Origin of the sequence: Nonomuraea sp. NPDC026600 (assembly GCF_040638335.1) — a bacterium.
GTDB lineage: Bacteria > Actinomycetota > Actinomycetes > Streptosporangiales > Streptosporangiaceae > Nonomuraea.
In genome coordinates this window covers 157,899-183,380 of sequence record NZ_JBEZYD010000025.1, presented here as the reverse complement: position 1 = coordinate 183,380, position 25,482 = coordinate 157,899, and the positions used below count along the sequence as shown (strand labels likewise).

The 25,482-nt window shown below is 70.4% G+C and carries 21 protein-coding genes; 16 read left to right on the top strand and 5 right to left on the bottom strand.

Annotated features, from left to right (window positions below; all coding sequences use genetic code 11):
• Positions 1-103: 103 nt before the first annotated feature.
• The 12 genes from AB0F17_RS42480 to AB0F17_RS42425 all read left to right on the top strand — a co-directional run bounded on the left by AB0F17_RS42480 (position 104) and on the right by AB0F17_RS42425 (position 15,096).
• The gene (locus tag AB0F17_RS42480; protein WP_358035326.1) at positions 104-1,246 is read left to right on the top strand and encodes a serine hydrolase domain-containing protein; all 1,143 of its coding nucleotides are present in this window, start codon (positions 104-106) and stop codon (positions 1,244-1,246) included.
• A gap of 77 nt (positions 1,247-1,323) precedes the next feature.
• Positions 1,324-2,871, top strand: coding sequence for an ABC transporter substrate-binding protein (locus AB0F17_RS42475; protein WP_358035323.1), 1,548 nt, complete (start codon positions 1,324-1,326; stop codon positions 2,869-2,871).
• A 19-nt stretch (positions 2,872-2,890) separates the two neighbouring features.
• Positions 2,891-3,826: an ABC transporter permease gene (locus AB0F17_RS42470; RefSeq protein WP_358035320.1), complete on the top strand. Its 936-nt coding sequence runs from the start codon at positions 2,891-2,893 to the stop codon at positions 3,824-3,826.
• Positions 3,823-5,568 (top strand): dipeptide/oligopeptide/nickel ABC transporter permease/ATP-binding protein, encoded by a 1,746-nt coding sequence (locus AB0F17_RS42465; protein WP_358035317.1) that lies wholly within the window; start codon positions 3,823-3,825, stop codon positions 5,566-5,568. Before AB0F17_RS42470 ends, AB0F17_RS42465 begins: the two co-directional genes overlap by 4 nt.
• A complete protein-coding gene (locus AB0F17_RS42460; RefSeq protein WP_358035314.1) occupies positions 5,561-6,418 on the top strand; it encodes an ATP-binding cassette domain-containing protein in 858 nt (285 codons plus the stop codon). Before AB0F17_RS42465 ends, AB0F17_RS42460 begins: the two co-directional genes overlap by 8 nt.
• Before the next feature lie 68 nt (positions 6,419-6,486).
• Complete coding sequence (sulP, locus tag AB0F17_RS42455) at positions 6,487-8,157, top strand: sulfate permease (protein ID WP_358035312.1); 1,671 nt, start codon at positions 6,487-6,489, stop codon at positions 8,155-8,157.
• A 176-nt stretch (positions 8,158-8,333) separates the two neighbouring features.
• Positions 8,334-8,492 (top strand): hypothetical protein, encoded by a 159-nt coding sequence (locus AB0F17_RS42450; RefSeq protein WP_214635454.1) that lies wholly within the window; start codon positions 8,334-8,336, stop codon positions 8,490-8,492.
• Between the two features lie 23 nt (positions 8,493-8,515).
• On the top strand, positions 8,516-10,684 hold the full coding sequence (locus AB0F17_RS42445) for a radical SAM protein (protein ID WP_358035310.1): 2,169 nt from the start codon (positions 8,516-8,518) through the stop codon (positions 10,682-10,684).
• Positions 10,681-11,727 carry a DUF692 family multinuclear iron-containing protein gene (locus AB0F17_RS42440; RefSeq protein WP_358035308.1) on the top strand — a complete coding sequence of 349 codons (1,047 nt, stop codon included), beginning with the start codon at positions 10,681-10,683 and terminating at the stop codon, positions 11,725-11,727. Before AB0F17_RS42445 ends, AB0F17_RS42440 begins: the two co-directional genes overlap by 4 nt.
• Positions 11,724-12,479: a hypothetical protein gene (locus tag AB0F17_RS42435; protein WP_358035306.1), complete on the top strand. Its 756-nt coding sequence runs from the start codon at positions 11,724-11,726 to the stop codon at positions 12,477-12,479. Before AB0F17_RS42440 ends, AB0F17_RS42435 begins: the two co-directional genes overlap by 4 nt.
• Before the next feature lie 32 nt (positions 12,480-12,511).
• Positions 12,512-14,452, top strand: a complete 1,941-nt coding sequence (locus AB0F17_RS42430; protein WP_358035303.1) for a RiPP maturation radical SAM C-methyltransferase — start codon at positions 12,512-12,514, stop codon at positions 14,450-14,452.
• Positions 14,449-15,096, top strand: coding sequence for a DUF5825 family protein (locus AB0F17_RS42425; protein ID WP_358035301.1), 648 nt, complete (start codon positions 14,449-14,451; stop codon positions 15,094-15,096). Before AB0F17_RS42430 ends, AB0F17_RS42425 begins: the two co-directional genes overlap by 4 nt.
• On the opposite strand, the gene AB0F17_RS42420 is transcribed toward AB0F17_RS42425, so the two are convergent.
• The 3 genes from AB0F17_RS42420 to AB0F17_RS42410 form a co-directional block, all read right to left on the bottom strand.
• A complete protein-coding gene (locus tag AB0F17_RS42420; RefSeq protein WP_358035299.1) occupies positions 15,077-15,871 on the bottom strand; it encodes a Stf0 family sulfotransferase in 795 nt (264 codons plus the stop codon). The genes AB0F17_RS42425 and AB0F17_RS42420 overlap by 20 nt on opposite strands.
• Before the next feature lie 39 nt (positions 15,872-15,910).
• Positions 15,911-19,111: a lantibiotic dehydratase gene (locus tag AB0F17_RS42415; RefSeq protein WP_358035296.1), complete on the bottom strand. Its 3,201-nt coding sequence runs from the start codon at positions 19,109-19,111 to the stop codon at positions 15,911-15,913.
• A 144-nt stretch (positions 19,112-19,255) separates the two neighbouring features.
• Positions 19,256-20,461, bottom strand: a complete 1,206-nt coding sequence (locus tag AB0F17_RS42410) for an erythromycin esterase family protein (protein ID WP_358035293.1) — start codon at positions 20,459-20,461, stop codon at positions 19,256-19,258.
• A 77-nt stretch (positions 20,462-20,538) separates the two neighbouring features.
• Between AB0F17_RS42410 and AB0F17_RS42405 the strand changes: the two genes are divergently transcribed.
• Positions 20,539-21,261: a MerR family DNA-binding transcriptional regulator gene (locus AB0F17_RS42405; RefSeq protein WP_358035290.1), complete on the top strand. Its 723-nt coding sequence runs from the start codon at positions 20,539-20,541 to the stop codon at positions 21,259-21,261.
• Positions 21,262-21,289: 28 nt separating this feature from the next.
• Here AB0F17_RS42405 and AB0F17_RS42400 read toward each other — a convergent pair whose 3' ends face one another.
• Entirely contained in the window at positions 21,290-21,925 is a 636-nt protein-coding gene (locus AB0F17_RS42400) for a TetR/AcrR family transcriptional regulator (RefSeq protein WP_358035287.1), read from the bottom strand.
• Positions 21,926-22,016: 91 nt separating this feature from the next.
• Between AB0F17_RS42400 and AB0F17_RS42395 the strand changes: the two genes are divergently transcribed.
• Positions 22,017-22,991 (top strand): aldo/keto reductase, encoded by a 975-nt coding sequence (locus AB0F17_RS42395; protein WP_358035284.1) that lies wholly within the window; start codon positions 22,017-22,019, stop codon positions 22,989-22,991.
• A 104-nt stretch (positions 22,992-23,095) separates the two neighbouring features.
• Here AB0F17_RS42395 and AB0F17_RS42390 read toward each other — a convergent pair whose 3' ends face one another.
• Positions 23,096-23,743, bottom strand: a complete 648-nt coding sequence (locus AB0F17_RS42390) for a TetR/AcrR family transcriptional regulator (protein ID WP_358035279.1) — start codon at positions 23,741-23,743, stop codon at positions 23,096-23,098.
• Positions 23,744-23,843: 100 nt separating this feature from the next.
• On the opposite strand from AB0F17_RS42390, the gene AB0F17_RS42385 reads away from it, so the two are divergent.
• On the top strand, positions 23,844-25,325 hold the full coding sequence (locus AB0F17_RS42385; RefSeq protein WP_358035276.1) for an NAD(P)/FAD-dependent oxidoreductase: 1,482 nt from the start codon (positions 23,844-23,846) through the stop codon (positions 25,323-25,325).
• Between the two features lie 9 nt (positions 25,326-25,334).
• Positions 25,335-25,466 (top strand): hypothetical protein, encoded by a 132-nt coding sequence (locus AB0F17_RS42380; protein ID WP_358035274.1) that lies wholly within the window; start codon positions 25,335-25,337, stop codon positions 25,464-25,466.
• Positions 25,467-25,482 lie beyond the last annotated feature (16 nt).

Genomic DNA, 25,482 nt, shown 5'->3' with positions numbered 1-25,482 from the left:
CAGGTCCGGCATAAGGCATCATTGACATACCTACCACCGGTCAGTGTTTAATCTTCCATAACTGTTGCTCACGCGCCACCGTGAGAACGTAGGGAGCCATCGCATGACCGTCCCCACGACGAGCTTCGACGGATACGTCGCCGCCCCGTTCCGCCCGCTCATCGACGGGATCGCCGAGCGAGGGGAGTTCGGCGACGACGACATCCAGATCGCCGCCTACGCGGGCTCGGAGCTCGTGCTCGACATCGCGATCGGCCCCGAGATCACCCGGGAGAGCCTGCTCATCCCCTACTCCGTGTCGAAGAACACGATCGCCATGAGCATCGGCCTCCTCCTCGAACGCGGGCAGCTCGACCTCGACGCCCCGGTGGCGCGCTACTGGCCCGAGTTCGCCGCCGCCGGCAAAGCCGCGATCACCGTCCGCCAACTGCTCTCCCACCAGGCCGGCCTGCCGCAGACCGCGCCCAGGCTGACCCGTGACGAGCTCGCCGACACCGTACGCGGCGCCGAACTGCTCGCCGCGCAGCGCCCGCTCTGGCATCCCGGCTCGGCCTTCGGCTACCACGCCGTGACCATCGGCATCCTCGGCTCCGAGATCGTCCGCCGCATCACCGGGCGGACCCTCGCCGAGTTCTACGAGCAGGAGATCCGCCGGCCGCGTGCCCTCGACTTCTATCTAGGACTTCCCGAGGAGCTCGAACCGCGCGCTCTCGACCTGCTGCCGATGCGCCCGGTCACCGGCTCCGCCGCCCCGCCCTTTCCCCGCACACCCGGCCAGCTCGGCGTCTACGTGATGGCGGGCGGCGCGATCCCCGCGGATGAGGACGAGCGTCGTCGCCAGGCCTGGCGTGACCGCGCCATCGGCATGCCGGCCGCCGGCGCGACCGCGTCCGCGCGCGGCATCGCGGCTCTTTTCGCGGAGAGCACTGTGGGCCTGACCGGCGCGCCCCTGCTCTCCGCCGACACCATCGCGCAACTGGCCCAACCCCAGGTGGCCGGCATCGACGAGGTGATCGGGATCGAGCGGCGCTACGGCATCGTCTTCCAGAAGCCCGTCCCGGGGCTCCTCTTCGGCGGATTCCGTGCTTTCGGCCACGACGGCATGGGCGGCGCGCTCGGCTTCCACGACCCGGAAACCGGAATCAGCTTCGGGTACATCGTCCGCCGTATGCCACCGCCCGGCGGCTGCGACGCCCGGGCGCTCCGCATCGCCCAGGCGATGCGGTCGATCGTCCTTCCAGCCTGACCGCTCAGGTGCTTGGCAAGACCCGCCACGCCGTCGCCGCCGCGCAACGGACCGAAGTGGCATACAAGGGAGTATTCATGCACATCCGCACCGTCGTCGCAGCCGCCCTCGCTGTCGGCGTCACCATGGGTGTCGGCGCCTGCTCCGGCACCGAGCCGCAGAGCCCCAGCGGCGCCGCCACCAGCACGCTGACCCTCGGCAGCACCATCGCCCCGCAGACGTTCGACCCCGCCGGGGCCGGCGACGCCAACTTCGTCCCCTATGCCCAGGCCGCCTACGACTCCCTCATCCTGCGCAAGCCGGACGGCACCTTCGCCCCCATGCTGGCGACCGACTGGAAGCTCTCCGAGGACAACAAGTCGATCACGCTCAACCTGCGCCCCAAGGTCACCTTCAGTGACGGCACTCCCTTCGACGCCGAGGCGGCGAAGGCGAGCCTCGAACACTTCCACGACGGCACCGGCCCGCTCTCGCGTGAGCTCGCCTTCCTCGATTCGGTCAAGGTCGTCGACCCGGACACGGTCACGCTGACCTACACCAAGCCTGATCCCGACATCCTCTACAACCTCTCGGACGCGGCCGGCCGCATGGCCGGCCCGGCCGCGCTCAAGAACCCGAAGAGCCTGGCCACGACCCCGGTCGGCTCGGGCCCCTACGTGCTCGACGCCGCCGCGACGGTTCAGGGCTCGACCTACACCTTCACCGCGCGTAAGGGGTACTGGAACCCCGAGCTGCAGAAGTTCGCCAAGGTCGTGTTCAAGATCTTCCCCGACGAGGTGTCGCTGGTGAACGCACTCCAGGGCCGTCAGGTGGACGCCGCCAACCTCTCCGGCGCCGACAACCGCAAGGCCGCCACGGCCGCGGGCATCAAACATCTGACTCCGGACGACAGCATCTCGTGGATGGGCACGATCTTCTTCGACCGCGCCGGTTCGATCGTCCCGGCCCTCGGGGACAAGCGGGTTCGCCGCGCGATAGCCATGTCGTTCAACGTGCCGCAGATCCGCAAAGCCCTGATGGCGGACACCGGGGTGCCCGACACGCAGATCTTCCGAAAGTCCTCCCCCGGATACGACGAATCGCTCAACAACGCGTACGCCTACGACGTCGCCGGTGCGAAGAAGCTCATGGCGGAGGCGGGTTACGCCAACGGCTTCGAGCTGACCCTGCCGATCAACGCGAACACCACGCCCGCCGCGATGGAGAACTTCAAGAACAGCCTCGGCGCCCTGGGCATCCGGGTGAAATTCGAGAACCTCGGCACGATCCCGCAGTATCTCGCGGGCCTGCAGAGCGGTAAGTACGCGATGTCCCCCGCGATCTTCGGCGCGGGCCCGACCGACTGGATCGTGATCAACAACTACCTCGTCGAGAAGGCCACCTGGAATCCGCTGCACACGACCGACCCCAAGTTGTCCCAGCTGATCGAGTCCTACCCGGCCGCGGCCGAGAAGGACCACGCCAAGATCATCGGTGAGATCAACAAGTTCCTCATCGACAACGTCTGGTTCGATCCCTGGCTGTTCATCGAGGAGCAGTACTTCGTGGCCGGCCCCGTCAACGTGACGCTGCAGAAGAGCCAGAACATCCCGTCGATCTACAACTACGCGCCGGCCGGCAAGTAGGAAGCAGGCAGTCAAGGTGTTGGCGTTCCTCACGAAGAGAATCGGCGCGGGTCTGTCAGTGCTCCTGGTGGTCCCCTCCCTCACGTTCCTGCTCATGTTCGGCAACGCGGCGAACGCCGCGCGGCAGATCCTGGGTGAGACCGCGACGCCCGAGCAGGTCGCCGCCAAGTCGGCCGAGCTTGGTGTCAACAGGCCGCTGTACGTCCAGTTCTTCGACTATGTCGGGCATCTCTCCGTGGGGGACCTCGGCCGCTCGTGGTTCACGGCGGAGCCCATCGGCTCCCTGCTCACCAGCCGGGCCACCGTCACCCTCACCGTCGTGATCGGCTCGATCCTGGTCTCGACGCTGCTGGCCTTCGCCCTGGGCATCGCCGCCGCGCTCCGCCGGGGCGCCCTCGACATCGCGCTCCAGGTGCTCGCGATCGTCGGCTTCGCGGTGCCGGGGTTCTGGCTCGCGCTGCTGCTCGTGTCGAACCTCGCGCTGCGACTGCGGCTCTTTCCCGCGACGGGATTCGTCGCCTTCACCGCCTCGCCCGGCCAGTGGCTGGCCTCGATCACCCTGCCCGTCGTCGCGCTCATGGTCGGCGCGGTCGCCGGCGTGGCGCAGCAGGTGCGCGGGTCCGTGATCGACGTCCTCGAACAGGATTACGTGCGGACGCTCCGTGCGCGCGGCCTGCCGTCCTGGCGGGTCGTCGCGCACGTCCTGCGCAACGCGAGCGCGCCGGCGCTGACGGTCGTCGCGCTCACCTTCATCGGCACGCTCAGCGGTGCCGTCTTCGTCGAGCGCATCTTCGCGCTCCCCGGACTCGGCCTCGCCGCCACGAACGCGGCGGTCAACGGCGACGTCCCGGTCATCATGGGCGTGGTCCTGGTGATGACCACGATCGTCGTGCTGGTCAACCTCGTGGTCGACCTCGCCATCGGCCTGCTCAACCCGAAGGTGCGTCTCTCATGAGTCAGCTCGTCCCGATCCCGGCCCCCGCAGCGGTTCCGGCACGGCGTGGCGTCATCGGCAAGGTGGTGCACGACCCGCTCGGGGTCATCTCACTGGTGATCCTGCTGCTCATCCTGCTCGCGACCGTACTGGCGGCCGTGCTCGCCCCGCAGGACCCGGCCCGGTCGTCGCTCGACGACATCTTCGCCCCGATCTCCGCCGCGCACCCGCTCGGCGGCGACAGCGCCGGCCGCGACCTGCTCTCCCGGCTTCTGTACGGCGCCCAGGTCAGCCTGCTCGGCGCGACCATCGCCCTGCTCACCTCGCTCGTCATCGGTCTGCCCGCAGGGCTCATCGCCGGCTACTACGGCCGGACCTTCGACTCGGTCAGCTCGTGGGCGTCCAACCTGCTCCAGGCGCTGCCCGCGATCATCGTCCTGCTGGCGCTGCGCACGGTGTTCGGCCCCTCCATCTGGACGTCGATGGTCATCTTCGGCGTCATTCTCGCGCCCGGGGCCTACCGTCTGGTGCGCGCCACGGTGAGCGGGGTACGCAACGAGCTCTACATCGACGCCGCCCTGGTGTCCGGCCTGAGCGACACCAGGATCATCGCCCGGCACATGCTTCGCGTCGTACGAGGGCCGCTCATCATGCACAGCGCGATGGTGCTGGCGATCTGCATCAACATCCAGGCCGGCCTGGAGTTCCTCGGCTTCGGCGACCCTCAGACCGCCAGCTGGGGCTCCATGCTCAACGAGGGCTTCCTCAACATCTTCCAGGCTCCGCAGATGCTGTTCTGGCCCGGCCTCGCCCTCTTCCTGACCTCGGCCGCCCTCGCGCTGGTCGCGAGCAGTCTGCGGGACGCCCTGCAGGCCGGCGCCGCGAAGCCGGTCCGCCGCCGCAGTGTCAAAGCTCCTCCGGCCGGGAGCGGGGCGGCCCCGTCGGACGCGCTGCTCTCGGTCCGTGATCTACGCGTCGCCTACGGCGGCGGCTCCGTCGAGGTCGTCCACGGAGTCTCGCTCGATGTCGCGCACGGCGAGGTCGTCGGCCTCGTCGGCGAGTCCGGATCGGGCAAGACCCAGGTCGCGCTCTCGGTGCTCGACCTGCTGCCGACCGGCGGCGAGGTCACCTCCGGGGCGATCGCGCTCGCCGGCGAGCCGCTGCTCGGCCGCTCGGCCTCGTTCCTGCGCACCGTACGCGGGCACCGGATCGGCTACATCCCGCAGGAGCCGTTGAGCAACCTCGACCCGTCGTTCCGGATCGGCAACCAGCTGAGCGAAGTCGTCCGGGTGCACCTCGGCCTCTCCCGCGCGGCGGCCCGTGACCGCGTGCTCGACCTGCTCGCCCGGGTGGGCATCCCGGACCCGGCGCGCACGTACCGCGCCTTCCCGCACGAGATCTCCGGCGGTATGGCGCAACGGGTCCTCATCGCCGGTGCCGTGTCATGCGATCCCGAACTGCTCATCGCCGACGAGCCGACCACGGCGCTCGACGTCACGGTGCAGGCCGACATCCTCGACCTGCTTCGTGACCTCCAACAGGAGAAGGGTCTCGGCGTGCTGTTCGTGACGCACGACTTCGGTGTCGTGGCCGACATCTGCGATCGCGTCCTCGTGATGCGGCAGGGCGAGATCGTCGAGGACGGGCCCGCTGAGGCGATCTTCGACACGCCGCGGCACGACTACACACGGTCGCTGCTCGGCTCGATGCTCGACGGGCGGCCCGCTCGGCTCGCCCGGGTTACGGGGGACGGTCGTGCCTGAATCGCTGCTTGAGGTGCAAGACCTCGTTGTCGAGTACCCGTCCAAGGGTTTCCGCGCGCAGCCGTTCCGTGCCCTTCACGGGGTCTCGATCAACGTTCGGCCCGGCGAGACCGTCGGTCTGGTCGGCGAGTCGGGCTCAGGCAAGACCACGCTCGGGCGCGCCATCCTCGGTCTCGCCCCGGTGACCGGGGGCTCGATTCGGTTCGAGGGCCGGGAGATCGGGCACGCCTCGCGCCGTGAGCGTCGCGGGCTCGCGCGCGAGCTGCAGGTGGTCTTCCAGGATCCCTACACCTCGCTCAACCCGAGCATGACGGTCGGCGACATCCTCACCGAGCCGCTCTGGATCACGGGCGTCAAGCGTCAGGCCGCCCAGGCGCAGGTACGCGAACTCCTCGACAAGGTTCGACTGCCGAAGGACGCCGTGGACCGCTACGCGCGGGAGTTCAGCGGCGGACAGCGCCAGCGGGTCGCGATCGCCCGGGCACTCGCGCTGCGGCCGAAGCTCGTCGTCTGTGACGAGCCTGTGTCGGCACTTGATCTGTCGACCCAGGCGACCGTGCTCGATCTGTTGATCGAGCTGCAGGAGTCGCTGGGTGTGGCCTACTTGTTCGTGTCGCACGACCTGGGCGTCGTGCGCTACATCAGCCATCGGGTGGCGGTGATGTATCGAGGGGAGCTGGTCGAGGACGGGGACGGGGATGTCGTGACATCGCGCCCCGAGCACCCGTACACCCAGCGCCTCCTGCTCGCGGCGCCCATCCCGGATCCGCGCCGGCAGGAGGCCAATCGAGCCAACCGCCACCGCCTGCTCGCCCAGCAGGCCGAGCAGGACGTGCAGGCGGGGCTTTAGGACGATCGATGCTCTCCGCCCGACCGCCCTGAGCCTTAAGGACCTCGGTGTGCGGTACAAAGCAGAACGTGACTTCACTTCTGCCCGGGTATCAGCGCGCATGGCTGCGCGGTGATCTGCTGGCCGGGCTCACCGTGGCCGCCTACCTGGTCCCTCAGGTCATGGCGTACGCCACGGTCGCCGGTCTGCCTCCCGTGGCCGGGCTGTGGGCCAGCCTGGCCCCGCTGGTGCTGTACGCGCTCCTCGGCTCCTCCCGGCAGCTGTCGATCGGCCCCGAGTCGACGACCGCGCTCATGACGGCCGCCGCCATCGGCCCCCTGGCCGGGGCCGACCCGGCCAGGTACGCGGCGCTCGCGGCCGGTCTGGCCGTCGTCGTCGGGCTGCTCGCGCTGGTCTGCTGGTTGCTGCGGCTGGGGTTCGTCGCCGACCTGCTGTCCAAGCCCATCCTGGTCGGCTACCTGGCCGGCGTGGCGGTCATCATGATCGCCAGTCAACTCGGCAAGCTCACCAGGACCTCGGTGTCCGGCGACACCTTCCGTGAGCAACTGGTCTCCTTCGCCGGCGGGTTGCCGCACCTGCATCCGTGGACGCTGCTGCTGGCCGCGACCGTCCTGGCCTTCCTCTTCCTGTTGCAGTGGCGCTGGCCACGGGCACCCGCGCCGCTCCTCGCCGTGCTGCTGGCCACCGGCTGCGTCACGATCTTCGGGCTGGAGCGCTACGGGATCAAGGTGGTCGGCACGATCCCCTCCGGATTGCCGACGCCGGCCATGCCCGCCCTCGGCGAGTTCAGCGAGCTGATACTGCCCGCCCTCGGCGTGCTCCTGGTGGGCTACAGCGACAACATGCTCACCGCGCGTTCCTTCTCCGCCAGGCACAACCAGGAGATCGACGCCAACCGGGAGCTGCTCGCCTTCGGCGTGGCCAACGTGGGCGCCGGGGTGCTGCGCGGGTTCCCGGTGAGCAGCAGCGGCAGCCGTACCGCACTCGGCGACGCGGCGGGCGGCCGCACCCAGCTGTACTCCCTGGTGGCCCTGGCGGGGGTGGTCGCGGTGCTGTTGTTCGCCGGGCCGTTGCTCACCCACTTCCCCGCCGCCGCGCTCGGCGCCATCGTGGTCTACGCGGCTTTCCGGCTGATCGACCTGGCCGAGTTCCGCAGGCTGGCCGCCTTCCGACGTAGCGAACTGCTGCTCGCTCTCGGTGCGTTCGCCGGGGTGCTGGTCTTCGACATCCTGTACGGGGTGCTGCTCGCGGTCGCCTTGTCCGTGGCCGAAATGCTGGCCCGCGTGGCCCGCCCTCACGACGCGATCCTGGGACTCGTGCCAGGGCTGGCCGGCATGCACGACGTCGACGACTATCCCGAGGCGCACACGGTGCCCGGCCTGATCGTCTACCGCTACGATTCCCCGCTCTTCTTCGCCAACGCCCAGGACTTCAGGCGCCGCGCTCTGGCCGCCGTCGACCAGCATGAGGGCGAGGTCTCCTGGTTCGTGCTCAATGTCGAGGCCAATGTCGAGGTGGATGTCACCGCCTTGGACGCCGTCGAGGCGTTGCGCGCCGAACTGGTCCGCCGGGGCATCGTGTTCGCGATGGCCCGGGTCAAACAGGACCTGCGCACCTCACTCGATGCCTACGGGCTTACTGCCGCGATCGGTCCTGAGCATCTGTTTCCCACCCTGCCGACCGCTGTGGCCGCCTTTGAGCGGTCGACTCATCAAGGGGACGAACCTTCTGCGCCGTGACCACGTTTTATAGCAGTCCTTATTGCGCTGTTCCGGCGCCCTTTCAGAGATCGTAAAAGGCATTTGTACTGGTTCTGCTGCGACCCTTTTCGGCGGCTATTGACGCCAAGAATCGCTTGACTATCGTTGAACAGGTTAAGCCCATGACTGTCGGCAGATTCCCACGAGGAGGAACCGTGGCCGCGGTGAAACCCGAAATGCTCATCGACGACGAATTCACCGAGCTGGACCAGCTCGAGGTGATCGAATCCAGCGAACTCAAGCTCAGCGGGTCGTACCACTCCTACACCTACAAGGCGGCCGAGGACACCGGCGACCTGCCTGCCAGGGCCTGACGAGACTGCCGTCCGAGCAGATCGTGCCGTCTGGGCAGGAGGCAGGCGGCGAGGGTGTCGACGTCCTGCTCATCTTTCCGCCGCAGACCGAAGCCAGGTTCTTTCCCTATCTGAGCCTGCCCTACCTCAGCGGTCATCTACGGCGGCAAGGTCGGCGCGTCCACCAGGCCGACCTGAACATCGCCCTGCTGCACGACCTGCTGGAACATCCGGAGCTGCTGAGCGACGTGGTGCGCGACCAGCCGGGCACCGGGGCGGGCGCCTGGTACCGACGGGCGATGGCCGACGTCGTCGCCGGACACATCGACGAGCTCCGGGCCCACGTCCTGCGGAAGGAACCGCCAGGCGAACTGGGCCCGGCCCGTGCGGTCCGCCTCGCCCACCACGCGATCGAGCTGCTCGTACGCGACGCCTTCCTCGTCCGGACATGGCGGGATCTGGCCCAGCTCGACGGTGCGGCGCGGCAGGCCGCTCTGCTGCCGCCCGCCGCGTCGGGGATGCCGATCGAGCGGCTGTCCGGCATGGTCGAGACGCTGCTGGCCCGGCATCGTCCGCGCGTGGTCGGCCTGTCCGTGGCGTTCTTCAGCCAGCTCGCGCCCGCCCTGATCATCGCCGCCTGGGTCAGGCGGCTGCGGCCGGACGCCAAGATCTGCCTCGGCGGCCAGCAGGTGATGATCCGGCATGAGGAGCTCGCGCGGCTCCCCGGCGTCCGGGCCGCGGTGGACGCGCTGTGCTGGACCGCCGGCGAGCAGCCGCTCGAACGCTGGCTGGACGCGCTGGACGGCAACGCCCCGCAGGATGCGGTCCCCGGCATGATCTGGCTGCCCCGCGCGGCGCCCGCCCGCCGGTCCGAACAGCCGATCACGCTGCGCTTCCACGACCTCGGGCCGCCCGACTTCGCCGGGCTGCCGGTCCGGTCCTACCTCAACGAGACCATGGAGGTCGCGATCATCTCGTGCGTCGGCTGCTACTGGGGTCGGTGCGCGTTCTGCTCGTACGGCAACCGGTCTCTCGCGCCGGGCGCCTACCAGCAGGGGACGGTGCGCCAGATCGCCGACGCCGTACAGACGGTGGTCCGCGACACGGGCGCGGAGTTCGTGTCGATCTCCGATGAGAACACCAACCTGCGGCTGATCGTGAAGGCGATGCGCGAGGTGCGCGACCGCGGCGTCAAGGTGGGGTTCGGCGTACGCAGCAGGTTGGACGCGACCCTGGCCGATCCGGCGTTCTGCCGGAGCCTCGCCGAGGTCGGTTGCGAGCTGATGTCGGTGGGCTACGAGGGGACCTCCCAGCGGCTGCTCGACCTGATGGACCGGGGCGTGCGGGCGGCCGACTACCAGCGGATCGTCGAGAACGTCGCGTCGGCGGGCATCGTCCTGCGGTTCTCCGTGATGGGCTACGTCTTCGACGAGACGGACGCCGAGTTCGAGGAGTCCTTGCGGTTCCTCGCCGCGAACCAGGAGCGGATCGGCATCGACGCGCTGGAACTCATGGTGTCCGAGCCCGGCAGCAGGCTCGCGCGGGATCCGGACGGCTTCGGCCTCTCCCTGGACACCTCCGGCGCGCTCGCCGGCAATCCCGAGCTCAGTTACCTTTCCGGGCGGGTCGGCCATCCGCTGACCGTGCTCGACGGTCCGACCCGGGCGGAGGCGCTCGACCGTCTGGTGCGGGTCTTTCACACGGTCCGGCCCGGGAAGGCGACTGCGATCCTGCCGCGGCGGCCCGGCGCCGGGTCGCGGGTGGCTGCAGCCGGCGCGGGGGTCGCGACCGTCAGGCCGTATCCGTGGGTACGGACCGTGCCGGCGGGCGTCGACGTGGCCGGGGTCCCGGGCACAAAGGGCCAAACCACCGGCGACGCGAACGGACTGAAGGACGCGAGCGGAGACGGGGCCGGTCGGATCGTGGTTGCCGACCTGGTCTGGGAGCGGTTCTACGCGCTCCCGCGGCGCGACGTCGAGCAGCGCGCCGACGGCCTGCTCGGGGCGCGCACCGCCCACGGGCGCCGGTTGCTGGCCGGCCTGGTCGAGGTGACGGCGGGCGTCGAGGTGACGGCGGGCACGGACCAGACGGGCACGGACGAGGTACACGCAGGTCCAGCGGGCGTAGACCAGGCGGGCGCAGACCGGCCGGGCGCGGTGCGTTGGGAGGCGCCTGCCGTCGCAGGTGGCGAAGCCGTCAGGAGGCCGACATGACGACCGACATCACGACAGGGACCAGGCAGGCGGTCGCGGGGGGCAGGGCCGGCGCGGCCAGGCTGGGGTTCGGGCTGCTCATGGACATGCCGTGGGGCGGAGGGGCGCTGGGGCGGCGAGGCGTCGGGTTCGTGGAGACGGACGACGGCGGGGACATCACGCCACGGGTACGCGCCTTCGCCGAGCGCCACGGCGCCGACTTCGCGTACGCGGCCTTCGCCTACCAGCCACGCTCACGCGCGACCCCCCGGGTGGCCGACTACGTACACGCCTACGACCGCTTCTTCGAGGCGCTGCCCGCCGGGCTCGACCGGGCCTTCCACCAGACCGAGTTCAACATGGGCACGCCCGAGCGCTACGACCGGCGGCCCGCGGCCGAGTACACCAACGAGCTCGCGGCTCGCTACGGATTCCGCTGGGTGGTCGAGGACCTCGGCATCTGGAACCTGCGCGGCTGCCCGCTGCCGTACCCGCTGCCGCCGCCGCTGACCGAACCGGGCCTGGAGATCGCCACGCGGAACGTGGCCGAGACGGCCGGCCTCCTGGAGCTGCCGCTGCACGTCGAATTCCCCGGCTTCACCGAGGGTGGGTCGTTCGTTCTGGGGCACCTCGATGCGTTCGCGTACTTCACCCGGCTCGCTGACGACGCCGACGTACAGGTGACGCTCGATGTGGGTCACCTGCTCAGCTACCAGTGGCTGCGCGGGCGTACCGGGCGCCACATGCTCGACGACATCGAGGCGCTGCCGCTCGGGCGCTGCCGCGAGCTGCACCTGTCCGGCTGTCAGATCGTGAAGGGCAAGTTCCGCGACCTGCACCACGGAGTCCTGCTGGACGAGCAGCTCGAACTCACCGAGTACCTGCTGCCGCGCTGTCCGAACCTGCTCGGCGTGACCTACGAGGACCCGATGTTCCGCGACGACGGCCGGCTCGTCGAGAAGTCGCGGCGGAACTATGGCCGGCTGAAAACGCTGGTCGCCGCGTGGCGGGATGGGACAGCATGGCAGGACGCGGCAGTGCGGCAGGACGGGACGGCGCGGTGAGTACCCCGGTCGTGCGGTCCCTCGACGGTGAACAGCTCGCCGACCTGATCATGCGGCTGCTGCTCGACGGCCGGCTGCGGGAGCGCCTCGCCACCGAAGGCGCCGTGGCCGTGGCCGCGGACGCCGGTGAGCTGGAGTGCCTGGAGACGATCGACCTCGACGAGCTCGACGCCGCCGCGCGCCGGTTCCGCTCGAACATCTGGCGACTCGGCACCGGGGGCAGCCTCGCGTCCACGTTCCCGCGCAGCGTGTCGCTGTTCGCGGCGGCCGGCGTCGGCGAGGCGGAGTTGCTCGACGGCTTCCTCGGGTCGCCGAGTTTCGCCAGGTTCCGGCTGATTCCGTACTCGGGGGCCGGGGTGTCGGTGGAGGAGGCGTTCGCGTCGTACCTGCTCAGCCTGGCCGAGACGCGGCCCGACACCGCGATCTTGCGGGAGACCGTGGACCACGAGCTGATGATCTCCCTGTTCACGGCGCTGGCCTGCGAGCAGCCGCTGTCGTTCTTCATCGGGAGCGAGGGGATCGTCGAGACGGACCGCGGTCATGCCGCCCTCCGCCGGTACGCGCCGGCCGCCCTCGTTTCCTGGGGCGAGGCCGCGGCGGGCGACGGCGCCGTACCGTACGCGTACTTCGCCACGCCCGCCGGAGTCACCCGCGGCGTGGTCTCCGAGCGCGTGGCCGCGGCGTTCGCGGCCATCCCGACGGCCGAGAGCGACGCGGCGCGGCGCGCGCTGTCCCGGCGTGGCCTGTGGTGACCGGTACGACCTGGAGATGAGGGGCAAGACCCATGCACATCGTGTTGGTGGACATGCCGTGGTCGTCGATCGACGCACCGTCGCTCTCGCTCGGCGTGCTCAAGCGCCGGGTCCTCGACGTGTTCCCCGATGACGACGTCGATGTCATACACGCCAACCTCGACTACATCGACTGGGTGCACGCCCACGTCGGTTTCACGTTCGAGGAGTACGACACCTTCGTGAGCTCCTACTTCTCCGGCCACAGCGAGTGGATCTTCTCGGCGGCGCTGAACGAGCGGCCCCGGTGGAAGGTGGCGGAGTACGCCGAGTTCCTCGGCGGCAGCGTGCCGGAGCGGATGCTCGCCAAGGCGACCGAACTCCATGAGCTCGCGCCGCTGTTCATCGAGGAGATCGCCGACCGGATCGCGGCCATGGAGCCGGACGTGGTCGGGTTCACCGCCACCTTCGCCCAGAACGCCGCAGCCCTCGCGGCGGCCCGCGAGGTCAAGAAGCGGGCGCCGGACGCCGTCACGGTATTCGGCGGCCCGAACTGCGAAGGACCGCAGGGCGCGGCGATGCACCGGAACTTCCCGTACGTCGATTTCATCGTGCGCGGCGAGGCCGAGTTGGTCTTCCCGCAACTGCTCAGCGCGATCCGCGCCGGCGCCGGCGCCGGGGCCGCCGGCGATGTCAGCGGGATCGCCGGTCTGTGCTGGCGCGGGCCGCACGGCGAGTCCGTCACGAACCGGGTGGAGGCCCGGCCTCTGCCACCGGAGGCGCTGGTCCCGCCCGACTTCGGTGACTACTTCGACCAGCACGCGAGGTCCGTCGCGGGCACCTGGGTGGAACCGCGGCTCACCGTGGAGGGGTCGCGCGGCTGCTGGTGGGGCGAGAAGCACCACTGTACGTTCTGCGGGCTGAACGGGTCGCTCATGCAGTTCCGCAGCAAGGACCCCGGCCGGTTCGTCGACGAGATCCTCACCCTCGTCGAACGGCACCGGGTCCTCGACGTGTGGGTGACCGACAACATCCTCGACATGACCTACCTGTCCTCGATGGCCCCGCGCCTCCAGGAATCCGGCTACGACCTGCGGATCGGCTACGAGATCAAGTCGAACCTGCGCCGGGACCAGCTGGAGACCCTGCGCGCGGCCGGCATCGACTACGTGCAGCCGGGGGTGGAGAACCTCAGCAGCCGGGTGCTCACCTTGATGGACAAAGGGGTGAGCGGCTGCCTGAACGTCCGGCTGCTGCGCGACTCGGAGACCGTCGGCATCAACCTGAACTGGAACTACCTCTACGGCTTCCCGGGCGAGTCCGAGGCCGACTACGACAGCGTGATCGACCAGGTGCCCGCCCTGCATCACCTCATGCCGCCGTCGAACGCCACCCGGCTGAAGGTCGAGCGCTTCAGCCCGTACTTCGACCGGCCCGAGCTGGGTTTCGGTGAGCTCCGTCCGGCCGCGCAGTACCGGCACATCTACGACCTGCCCGAATCCGAGCTCGCCGACCTCGTCTACGTCTTCGACTCGCCGCGCCGCGGCATCGACGCGGGCTGCCTCGACCGCCTGCGCGGGGCAGTCGCCGACTGGAAGAACGCCTACTCGCGGAGCCGCCTGACCCACTGTGACCTGGGCGACCACATCGTCCTCGTCGACACCCGGCCCGGCTTCTCCTGGCACCTGCTCGACCTCACCGAACCGCTGGAGGTGACGGTGTTCCGCCTGCTCGACACGCCGCACAGCCCGGCGGGGCTCACGCGCAAGGCCGCGGCCCGGCACGACGGCGTGACCGAGGCCCTGATCGACGCGCTGCTCGCCCGCTGGCGCGCGCTCGGCCTGATCTTCTGTGACGCGGGTCAGGCGGTCCACGTCGCGCCGGCCGTCGCCAATCAGGACCTGATGCGTCTCGACGGCGAGAATCTCAGCCGGGGCGAGCCGCTCGTACCGGCACTCGCGGCGATGGCGGTTCCGGCGGGGATGCCGCGATGAGCGCGCCACCGGCCTGCGTCCCGCTGACGCTGTGGAAGGACCGCGACCCGGCGGCCATGCGGGTCCCGGGCATGTACGCGGGCCGCGTGGACGTCACCGGTGACCCCGTCGCGACCGTGTCACGGGTGGCCGAAGACGGCGTCCAGCTCGCCCGACTGGACGACACGGTCGACCTGGACGACGCGGACGGCGCCGCGGCGGTGGCCGCCCTCACCGTCATCCGCGAGCTGACCAGCCACGGCATCGCGGTCGACTGGACCATCCGCATGCCGGACGGTCCGGCGGGCTGGCGGGCGCTCAGCCACCTCCACCCGCCGGCGGCCGTGTACGCGGGCGCCGCCGGGGACGGCATCGCGGCCGAGTGGCGGGCAACCTTCCACATCGCGAAGTACGGCTACCGGCTCGGCCCCGGCTTCATCGAGATCCGCGACCGCCGGACGGGCTCGTTCAGGCGCCTGGTCATCCGCCATCCGCACCGCGAGGAGGCGATCGCGCCGCTGCTGCGCGGCGTGCGGGTGACGACCCTCTCGCCGGCGGTGACGGAGCGCTATCTGCGGGCGGAACTGCTGCATCAGGTGGGCGGGTTCGTGTGGTGGACGCCGTACCGGATAAGGCGCTGGCCGCTCAGCTCGACGATTCCTTGACGATTGCCGCGCCGTCTCCGTACCGGGCGCTGTCCTGCTCGAACATGTCCAGCCACCGTTCGGTGATCTCGCCCGACTGGCGTTTGATACCGGGGTCCGGCAGGGAATCGGGCGGGTCGACGCCCAGGTATCGCAGGCAGCCGAGGACGGTTCGCGGATAGTCGGCGAGCATGTCCTCGTAGAAGATGACGTGCGGGACGAGTTCGTGGCGGTCGAAATACTGCTGCCAAACCCTCGTCTCGCCGTCGAGGTGTTGCAGGTGGCGGCGGATCTCGGCGTAGTCGTACTGGGGCTCGGAAAGTGCCCGGCTGGTGGACAGATAGATGCCGTCCACGATCCAGACGCCGGTCTGCCTGGCCAGGACGTACGAGATGGCCTGCCGGAGCCGGTCCCTGCGCCGCAGCCAGATGTAGCGGGGCGACATGAGGAGTTCGTCCAGGTCGACTTCGAGTCCCTGCAGGTGCTCGCCGTGTACCTTGATGCCGAAAACTCCGTTCGGGCTGGTCCGGCAGGTCATTAATTTGGCGATATAGCCTTTCACCAAGGCGGCCGGATCGGCGGTGTCGAATCCCCAGCGCTCGAAGTAGTCGAGGACGTGGGTGTCCGTGAGATATCCGTCGGCGAAACCGGCCCGCCCGGTGTGCCAGAGCGCGCGGACGAGCATATTGCTGCCGGAGCGCGGTGCCGCGGCCAGGACGTAGCGGATCGGCGGCAGTCCGGCGAACGGCGGAAAGTCGAATTCCCGGCTGTTGGTCCGGAAGAAAGGCGCCACCATCCATACCTACCACCGCGCCAGGCGATCACACAGAACACGTCATGCGTCGTGGCCCGGTGCGGTGTCGTGGCGGGCGGTGAAGGCCAGCGCGACGGCGCGGGCCAGTTTGCGGCACCCGCGTTCGACGTCGCGGTCGATCCCGAGCGCCCGTAAGTGGTGCATGTGTATGAAGGACTCCACCACCGCTGATTCGCTCAGGTGTGGGGCGTCGGCGGCGAGCCGGTCCATATAGGCGGCCATGGCTCGCCACCGGTCCTGCCATGCGGCGACGATCCGCGGACCGCCCTGGATGGCCCGTAACGCCGCCCGGTCCTCGCTCATGTCCGCCAAGCCGACCGCCTGGCGGACGACCGCGCGGTCGCTCGCGGGGGCGGGCCCGCTCGGGGGATGCTCGATCTGCCAGCGCGCCCCCGCTGCCTGGTCTTTCGCCATGGCGGCCGTGAGATCGACCAGGCTGGCGGCGGTGAGCGCGTGCGGGTGTACCTGGCGAGCCGCGGACAGGGCCGCGAGCTGGGCGACCACGGCGGCGGAGTCGGCCGCGAACGCTGCCTCCGCGGCGGCCAGCACCTCTCCCGATCCATACCGTGCGGTCTCCGGGTGGTACGTGTCCAGGACCAGGTCCCCGACGAGACCACGGCCGCGCAGGTCGGCGGCCCACGCCCCGACCCGGGCGGCGGCCGGGCCGTAGTCGTGGCCGCCGGCGAGGTGCAGGCGCAACCGCAGGTGCGGGCGAGGGTCGCGGTAGCGCACGAACCACCACATCGGCGGCTCGTCCCAGGTCTCCAGCAGGTCGGGCAGGTGCTTGGTGAGGATCGTGTCGACCACGCCGGGATGCCCGTACAGCTTGGCGAACAGGACGCGCGCCCCCGGCAGGATCCCGTCCTCGCGCCCGACCAGCGACAGCGGCCCCGGCACGGTCACGGCGGCGGGTGGGCGGGCGGACGGCGTGGTGGCGGCCAGCGAGATGACGATCTCGTGCGCGCGGCGGCCGAACCAACCGTGGTCGGCGGGGCCCGCCGCCTCCGACACGACGGCGGCCTCGCCGGCGCCGTCCAGGTGGGCGCGTAGCAGCGCCAGGCTCATGGGCTCGTCCAGATCCAGCCGCAGGCGGCGGTCCTCCGTACCCACGGACACAGTGGTGGGCAGTCCCAGGCGGGCACGCAGGTCTGTCATGGCCCGCGCCCAATCCGGCCACGCGGTGCCCGGCCCGGGCAGGGCTTCGGCGGGGATGCGCCACCGCGCGGGAGCGAGCACGCTGCGGCCGTAGCGGACCCGCGGCAGGAACGGCAGGCACGCCGCCGCACCCCAGGAGAACGGCGACACCACGGCGCCCCGAGCACGCGGGATCTCGAACAGCAGGCGCGCGATCGGCGGCATGGCCCGCCGGGCAACGGCGCTGGTCAGCACCGGCTCCACCACCTGCCGCCGGGACCGCGACAGCAGGTACATCCGGTCGTTGTCCGCGGTGACCGCCAGATCCCGCCAGGGGATCCGGCCGGGCGAGTCGGCGCGGTGCTCGGCCAGAGTGATCAGCTCCGGCAGGAGGAGCGGGGTGCGGGCGACTTCCTGGGTACGCGCGTTCCGGGCCGGGAACGACAACTGCACCGGCACGGCACCGTCCACCGAAACCGGCAGCCGATCGTACAGACCGGCCATCCGCCGCCGGTCACCGTCCGGCAGCAGGTCGACGAACCGGCCGCTCAGGCAGGCCGCCGTGCCGTCGACGGCGAGCACCGTCATGGTGAAGGCGCCGGCGGCCAGCGCGCCGGCGGTGGGTGCGCACACCTCGGCCACCAGTTCCATGTACGGGAGCGGTCGCGCGCGGTCCCTACCGTCCGCGGCCAGGCCCTCGGTCGCGGCGTTGTTCTTTCTGTCTGCGGCCAGGCTGTCGGCCGCGGCGTTGTTCCTACTGTCCGTGGCCAGGCTGTCGATCGCCGCGTCGTCCAGTACGATCTCCTGCGCGCCGTCCAGGGCCGCCTGCTGCGCCAGCGTTAGCAGCCGCTGGTCCTTGCGCGACAGGGGCTCGGCCGGCTGCCGTGGTTCTCCGTAGTGCGCGGGGAACCCGAGCCCCGCCGTGTCGTCGACGAGCTGCTCGATCGGGACGACGGCGCCGGCTCCGTACCGGTCCAGGAACCTGACGTGGTACTCCCGCCAGGCCGGGTGCCCTGCCGGATGCGGTGTCAGCCTCAGGAGCGCCCCGGCGGCGGACTCGGCCTCGGCCGCCACCTCCGGCGGCAGTACCACGGTGCCGTCCAGCCGCAGGTCCACCTTGAGCGGCTGGACGACCTCGACCGGCAGCGCGGCCCGCATCCGATCGGCGACCGTTCGCCTGGCCCGCACGGCGGCCTCGCCGGTCGCGTGGTCGGCCGCGCGCAGCTCCTCGTGGATCGCGCACAGCTCCCGGACCAGCGGGGCGGCCTCGTCGAGCGCGTCCGCCGCCGCGTCTCGCACCCGGTCCAGTACGTACGCGAGCCCGTCGACACTGGTAGAGGGGGGACGCAGGCTGGTGATCAGCACCCCGCACGTGACCAGCTCCGCGACCATCACCTCGATCGCCGGAACCCTGGCACCCGGGTACGCGGCGGCCAGCCCGTCGATCAGGTCGCCGATCTGAACGGGTGCCCGGGCCAGGTCCATGACCGTCCGGACGGCCGGGCCGTGGCGCACCGACACCTCCGACAGCTCGCTGCGGGCCGGGTCGCCGGCGTGCGGCTGCCAGGGCACCACCAGCCGTTCCCCGCGTACGAACGCGAGATCGTTCACCACGACGGGGAGGCGACGCCGCAGCTCCGGGCCAGATTCCAGCCGGGCGATCACCGCGGCCAGCCACACACCGTCCGCGGTCGTCCTCGTGACCGGGACACCGGTCCAGCCCGTCGGTGTCGTGTCGAAACGGAGTGGGGCCACGCCGGCGAATGTGCCGAAAGGTGTGGCGCGGCCGCGCATCCGCACCAGATACCGGGCCAGTGACAGCGCCATGCGCCGGAGGCGGGCGGCGCGGGGAGGGCGGCCCGCGCACACCGCCTCGACCTGGGCCGCCAGGACCGGGCTGGCCATGGAGACGGACGCCGCCACGGGATCTCGCGCCCAGACCTGGACGAGCCATTCGCGCCACCGTTCGGCGTCGGCCTCGCCGTCCTGTTCGGGCCAGGGTGGGAGATCCGGTTCGCCCGCGTGCGCGGTGGCGCGGATCAGTGCCGCGTCAAGGTGCCGGTACGGCTGCGAACGCTGCGCATTCACCCTGATGCCTCCCACGTCCAGCTGCTGACGGCGGCGTCCGGGACGGCTCGGCGGGGCCGCCATCCCGAGTGTCGCACGTGCCCCGTTTTGTCCCGCAAGACGATCGCCACGCACCGGGAGCCAGGCGTCGCCACCATGGGTGGCTCAGATTTCCTTGACGAAGACGATGGCGTCGGTCTGGTCGGTGGTGGCCGGGTCGAGGGCGAAGTAGGTGTGGTCGGCGGGGACTCGGGGCGTCAGCTTCCGGTCGAGGGCCGCGGCGAGGCGGCCGGGATCGATGACGGCGCGGTCGGCGGGGAGAGTCGACAGGAGCCCTTCGAGGGTGTCGGGATGGGGGACGTCGGAGCCGCGGGTGCCGAAGGTGGTGGCGGCGAAGGCGTACTGGTCGCCGAGGCGTGTGCCGACGATCGCCCCGGCGCCCCACCACTCCAGCGTCCGGCCCGCCAGGGGGCCCCAGCCCTCCGGCAGCAGCCAGCGGCTCTTGTCTTTCTGCAGGTGGCGGTTGTGGGCGAAGGCGAGGGTGGGGCCGCGACGGGCCTCGCGGCGGACGATGGCGTCGAGGTTGTCGGCCATCATCGCGTCGCGCAGGCACATCAGCGTGCCGACGCGGGTGGCCGCGGTGTCGGCCATGCCGGCGTGGTAGCGCAGGAGCCCGGCGGCGGTACGGGCGTACAGGGCGGCGCGCCACCAGTCGTCGGGGGAGGTTGCGGCCGTCAGGTGGGGGGCGTGCGCGGTGAGCAGCGCGCGCAGGTCGTCGACGATCAGCCGCAGTTCCCTCGCCTCGGAGGTGCGGCCGACGGACTGGGTGGGATCTGTCGTGGCGGCCGGGTTGGTCCAGCGCTCGTCGGGGCCGAGCAGCTCGTCCAGAGTCTCACGACTCCAGGCCAGGTCGAGGTGGGCGGCGAGGTAGTCGTGCAGTGTGGTCACAGCCAGGTGGGGGCCGGCGGGGCCGGTCATCTCCAGGGGGCCGTCGAAGCCGTAGAAGTGGAGTCGCTCGTGCGGCGGACGCTGCTGGTTGTAGGCGCGTATCCAACGCAGGAGCTCGCGGTTGGCGGGTGAGGCGCCGAGGCGGTGACTGAAGCCGAGGCTCATCGCGTTGTCGAGGGTTCCGCTGCCGTCGGTGACGTACGCGTCGGCGGCCAGGGCCGCCAGGCAGTCGCTCTCCATGGCGATCGAGCGGTAGCCCTCGTGTTCGACGAGGTGGCGGAAGAGCTCGTTGCGCAGTTCGAGGAAGGCTTCGACGCCGTGGGTGGGCTCGCCGAGGCCGAGCAGGCGGGTGGCCGGGGAAAGGAGCGCGGTGAGGGCCGCGCTGGTGAATTGATGGGCGGCTTCCTGGATCGAGGATGTCATGCCTTCGACTGTATCGTTGAACCTTCTGTGTAAACTTTGGCGGCATTTAAAGCTATTGACGAGGACGTACCTTCAAAATGCGGTTGCGACCTATCGATCTGGCGCGCGAGCACGGCCTGTCCACGCAGGCGGTGCGCAACTACGAGGAGGCGGGGATCCTACCGCCGGCCGAGCGGTCGCCGCACGGCTACCGCGCCTATGCTCCGCGCCATGCGGCGGCGTTGCGGACGTTCCTGGCGTTGATCCCCGCGCACGGCCATGCGAACGCGGGGGCGATCATGCGGGCCGTGAACGGCGGCGCGGTCGAGGAGGCGCTGCGGCTGATCGACGAGAGCCACGCGCTGCTGGCCGGCGACCGGCACACGCTGGAGGCCGTGGAACGGGCGCTACGCGACCTGGCGCCACCACGCGACCCGGAGTCGCCGCGCGGCCTGGCGCCGCCCCGTGAACCGGCGCCCGGTGTGACGTTCATCGGGCCGCTGGCGCGCAGGCTCGGCATTCGGCCGGCGACGTTGCGCAAATGGGAGCGGGCCGGGCTGATCGTGCCCCGGCGCGACCCGCGTACCGGCTACCGGGTCTACACCTCCGCCGACGAGCGCGACGTGCTGCTGGCCCACCAGTTGCGGCGGGGCGGGCACGGACTGGAGCAGATCGCTCGGGTGCTGGAGCGGGTGCGGGCGGCGGGCGGGCCGGAGCCGCTGCAGGCGACGATGCGGGAGTGGCGCGACCGGCTGACGGCGCGGGGCCTGGCGATGCTGGCGGGCGCGGCCGCGCTCGACACCTACCTGGGGACGCCATGAGCGCCACCCCGCCTACAGCATCGCCTCGTTATGGGGTCTCGCGACCGTACAGGCGCTGGAGGTAGCCGGTGATGTGGTCGCGAGCGACGGTGACGGCGCGGGCGGCGTGGCTGTCGATGTCGTGGGGTGGGCGGGTGGCCTTCACGAGCAGGGCGGCGTAGCCGTGTGTGGTGGACAAGTGGACGTACGCGAAGTCGGCGGTGTCGGCCCAGGGGACGTCGGCGGGCAGGACCGCTGAGACCAGATCCATGAGAGTGCCCGTGAGGCGGCGGCTCTGCTCCTGGACGGTCGGGTGGTGGGGACCGCTGAATTCGTACGAGTAGATGAGATCGATGCCGGCGCGATGCTCCAGGACATAGCGCGTGTAGGCGCCCGCGGTGGCGGCGAGCCGGTCGAGCGGGTCGGGTCCCGCCTGCTCGGCCGCCGCGGCGAGCAGGTCGGTGATGTCGGCGAGGATGGCGGCCGCGCAGGCGGCCAGCAGAGCCTCACGATCAGGAAAGTGGCGGTACGGCGCGGCCGAGGACACGCCCGCGCGGACGGCGACCTTGGCCACCGAGAAACCCGCGACGCCCGTCTCGGCCAGGAGGGCTATGCCCTCGCGGATCAATCCGGCACGCAGGTCGCCGTGATGGTAGCCGCGTCGCGGTGTCGTGGGACTGCTCACGGCGAACGATTCTCCCCTCTTCTCGATGTTAGAGTACTCTTACTTTATGTATGTATGCTCTAACATTCGGAGAAAGGGCAGGTCGAGCACCATGCAGCAGCGAAATCTCGGACAGCAGGGCCTGAGCGCGTCGGCGCTGGGATACGGCGCGATGGGCATCTCCCTGGCGTATGGGCCCTCGGACAAGCAGGAGGGGGCCGCGACGATCCGCCGGGCCCACGAGCTGGGTGTGACGTTCTTCGACACGGCCGAGCTGTACGGCCAGGGGGAGAACGAGCGGATCGTCGGGGCCGCGCTCGCACCGGTACGGGACGAGGTGGTCATCGCGACCAAGTTCGGGTTCGACTTCACCGGCACCCGGCAGGGCGGTGTCGACAGCCGTCCCGAGCACATCCGCGAGGTCGTCGACAACAGCCTGCGCTACCTCGGCGTCGACGTCATCGATGTGCTCTACCAGCACCGCGTCGACCCCAGCGTGCCGATCGAGGACGTGGCCGGGACGGTCAAGGAGTTCATCGACGCCGGCAAGGTCCGCTACTTCGGCCTGAGCGAGGCGGGCGAGAACACCATCCGCCGCGCGCACGCCGTACAACCCGTGTCGGTCCTGCAGACCGAGTTCAGCCTGTTCGAGCGGGAGGTCGAGGTGCTCTTCCCCGTCCTGCGCGAGCTCGGGATCGGGTTCGTCCCCTACTCGCCGCTCGGCCGGGGCTTCCTCACCAGCCAGGCCAAGCCCGGCGCCGAGTACGACCCCAGCGACATGCGCTCCTGGGACGCCCGCTTCCAGCCCGGCAACTACGAGAAGAACCTGGCGGCCACCCGCCTGCTCGCCGACCTGGCCGCCACCAAGGACGCCACCGTCGCCCAGCTCGCCCTGGCCTGGCTCCTCGCCCAGGGCGACGACATCGTCCCCATCCCCGGCACCCGCGACCCCAAGCGCCTGGAAGAGAACATCGGCGCCGCCGACCTCACCCTCGACGACGCCGATCTGAAGCGCATCGCCGACATCCTCCCGGCCGGCGGCTTCGGCGCCCGCTACCCCGCGGAGTACCTCCCGACCTGGGACTGACCGCCCACGATCTGCTTCACCGGAACGGGCGCTCTTGGACGGAGCGCCCGTTTCACTTGTTTTCTCCGTGAGGTCCGGAGCCGGATGAGAGCTCCATGGGGGTCTCAGAGCGCCCCTCTGCTCGCTTCCGCCGTGTTCGCCTCCGCCGTGTTCGCTTCCGCCGCGTTCACGTTCGTGGTTGCCCGGGCGAGTGCGATGCTCGCGCGTCGGGCGGCCGCGATGACATCGTTCGGGTCGGCCTCCGTGCCCCGCGCCGACAGGAGCGCGGCGCCGGCGGTGTCGAAGACCATGCGCGTGAAGAGGCGGTCTTCCATGCTCGCCCCTTCGTCGACGAGCAGGTCGATGACGCGGTCGAAGTTCGACCGGATATCCCGGCCGCCTTCCGCCAACCGCCTCATGACCGGCTGGTTGGCCTGCGCGAAAAGCATGGCCTGAAGGTGTTCGGGGGTAGTGCCCTGTAGCCAGCGCAGCGCCGCCTTCTCCAGCCGATCGGGGGCGGGCGGCTGTGCGGCGAGCCATTCGATGAAGTCGTCGAGTTCGTGCCGGCGCCCTTCCACGAGGCTCGCCACGATCTCCTCTTTGTTCTGGAAGTGGTAGTACAGCGAGGATTTCGTCATCCCGAGCGCGCTGGAGATGTCTCGGGTCGAGGTGCCCTCGTACCCCTTCTCCGTGAACAGCCGCAACGCGACGCGGAGGATCTCCGCGCGGGTCTCGGTGCCCGTACGCCGGTCGCTTCCCGTGTTCGTCGACATGGATGGTCCCTTCGGTCGCCTCAGCGTACTTGCTCAACGAACGCCCGTTCAGTTATTGTCGATATTGCTGAACGAACGCCCGTTAAGCAAGGATCACGCCATGAAATCCCCCGTACGCATCGCCATCGTCGGCGCCGGCCCCGGCGGCCTGATGTGCGCCCGCGTCCTGCAAGGACACGGCATCGACGTCACCGTGTACGACGCCGACGCCTCCGTCGAAGCCCGTGACGCCGGCGGCACCCTGGACCTGCACGCCGACACCGGACAGATCGCCATGGAAGACGCCGGCCTGTTCGAGGAGTTCATGAAGCTCGCCCGGCTCGAAGGACAGGCCAAGAGCCGGCTCGACCAGCACGGCACCGTGCTCGACGCGTTCGTCCCCGACCAGGACGACACCGCCGCCCCGGAGATCGATCGCGGGCAGCTCCGCGCCATGCTCTCCGAACACGTGCGGCCCGGCACCGTGCGGTGGGGACACAAGCTGGTCACCGCGACCCCGCTCGGTGACGGCGGGCACCGCCTCGAGTTCGGCAACGGCGTCACCGCCGAGGTGGATCTGGTGATCGGCGCCGATGGCGCCTGGTCTCGGGTCCGGCCGCTCCTGAGCGACGCCACGCCTGACTACACCGGCGTCTCGTTCCTCGATGTCCGTTTCGAGGACGTGGAAGAGCGTCATCCCCAGATCGCGAACCTCGTCGGGGACGGCCACCTGTTCGCCAATGACGGCGACGGCCGGGCCATCATCGGCCAGCGCAACAGCAACGGCCACATCCGCGCCTACCTGGCCCTGCGTACCGACCTCGACTGGCACGGCAAGGCCGGCGTCGACCTGGGCGACGCGGCCGCCGTACGACGGTTCCTGCTCAAGGAGTTCAGCGGCTGGGCCGAGGAGTTGCTGCCCTTCCTCACCGACATCGACGGCGGCTACCTCAACCGCCCGATCTACGCCCTTCCCGCCCCGCTCACCTGGGCGCACACGCCCGGCGCGACGCTGCTCGGCGACGCGGCGCACCTGATGGCGCCTTTCGGGGGGTACGGGGTCAACCTCGCCATGCTCGACGGAGCCGAGCTGGCCCACGCCATCGCAGGGGAAGCCACCCTCGACGAGGCGATCACCCGATACGAGGCCGTCATGCTGCCCCGCTCGGGACAGCACGCCGTCGCCGCCAACGGCGGGCTCGACGCGTTCTTCGCCTCGGGCGACTTCGGCTCCGCCGACTTCCCCGACCACGAGGCGGAACACCAGAGGTACCGGGAGGCCGCCGCCGACTACCGCCGCGGGCAGTCGCGTGCCACGGCGGTGGACGGCACCTGGGCGGTGAGCTTCCGTACGCCCCGCGGCCGGCAGCAGGCCGAACTCCGTCTCGCCGCCACCGCCGGCTCCCTGACCGGAACCTTCGACGGCACCCCGATCCAGGGCGGGCGGGTCGACGGCACCGAGATCGGCTTCGTCGCCACCCTCACCTCACCCTTCAAGATGAAGGTCACGTTCACCGCCTCGGTCGAGGGCGACACGATGACCGGCACGGCGAAGGCGCCGATGATGACCATCCCCATCACCGGCACCCGTCAGACCCCCTGAGGCGGCGACATGATGCTGAAGGTGTTCGAGCTCGTCAGTGTCGTGCTCTCCGCCCCGGCCGCCGGACGATCGCTGGGTGTCCTCCATGTCGTCCGGGTGGTCGCGGGACTCGCCTTCCTCGTGGCCGCAGCGATCTTCTAGCGGCGCGCCATGACAA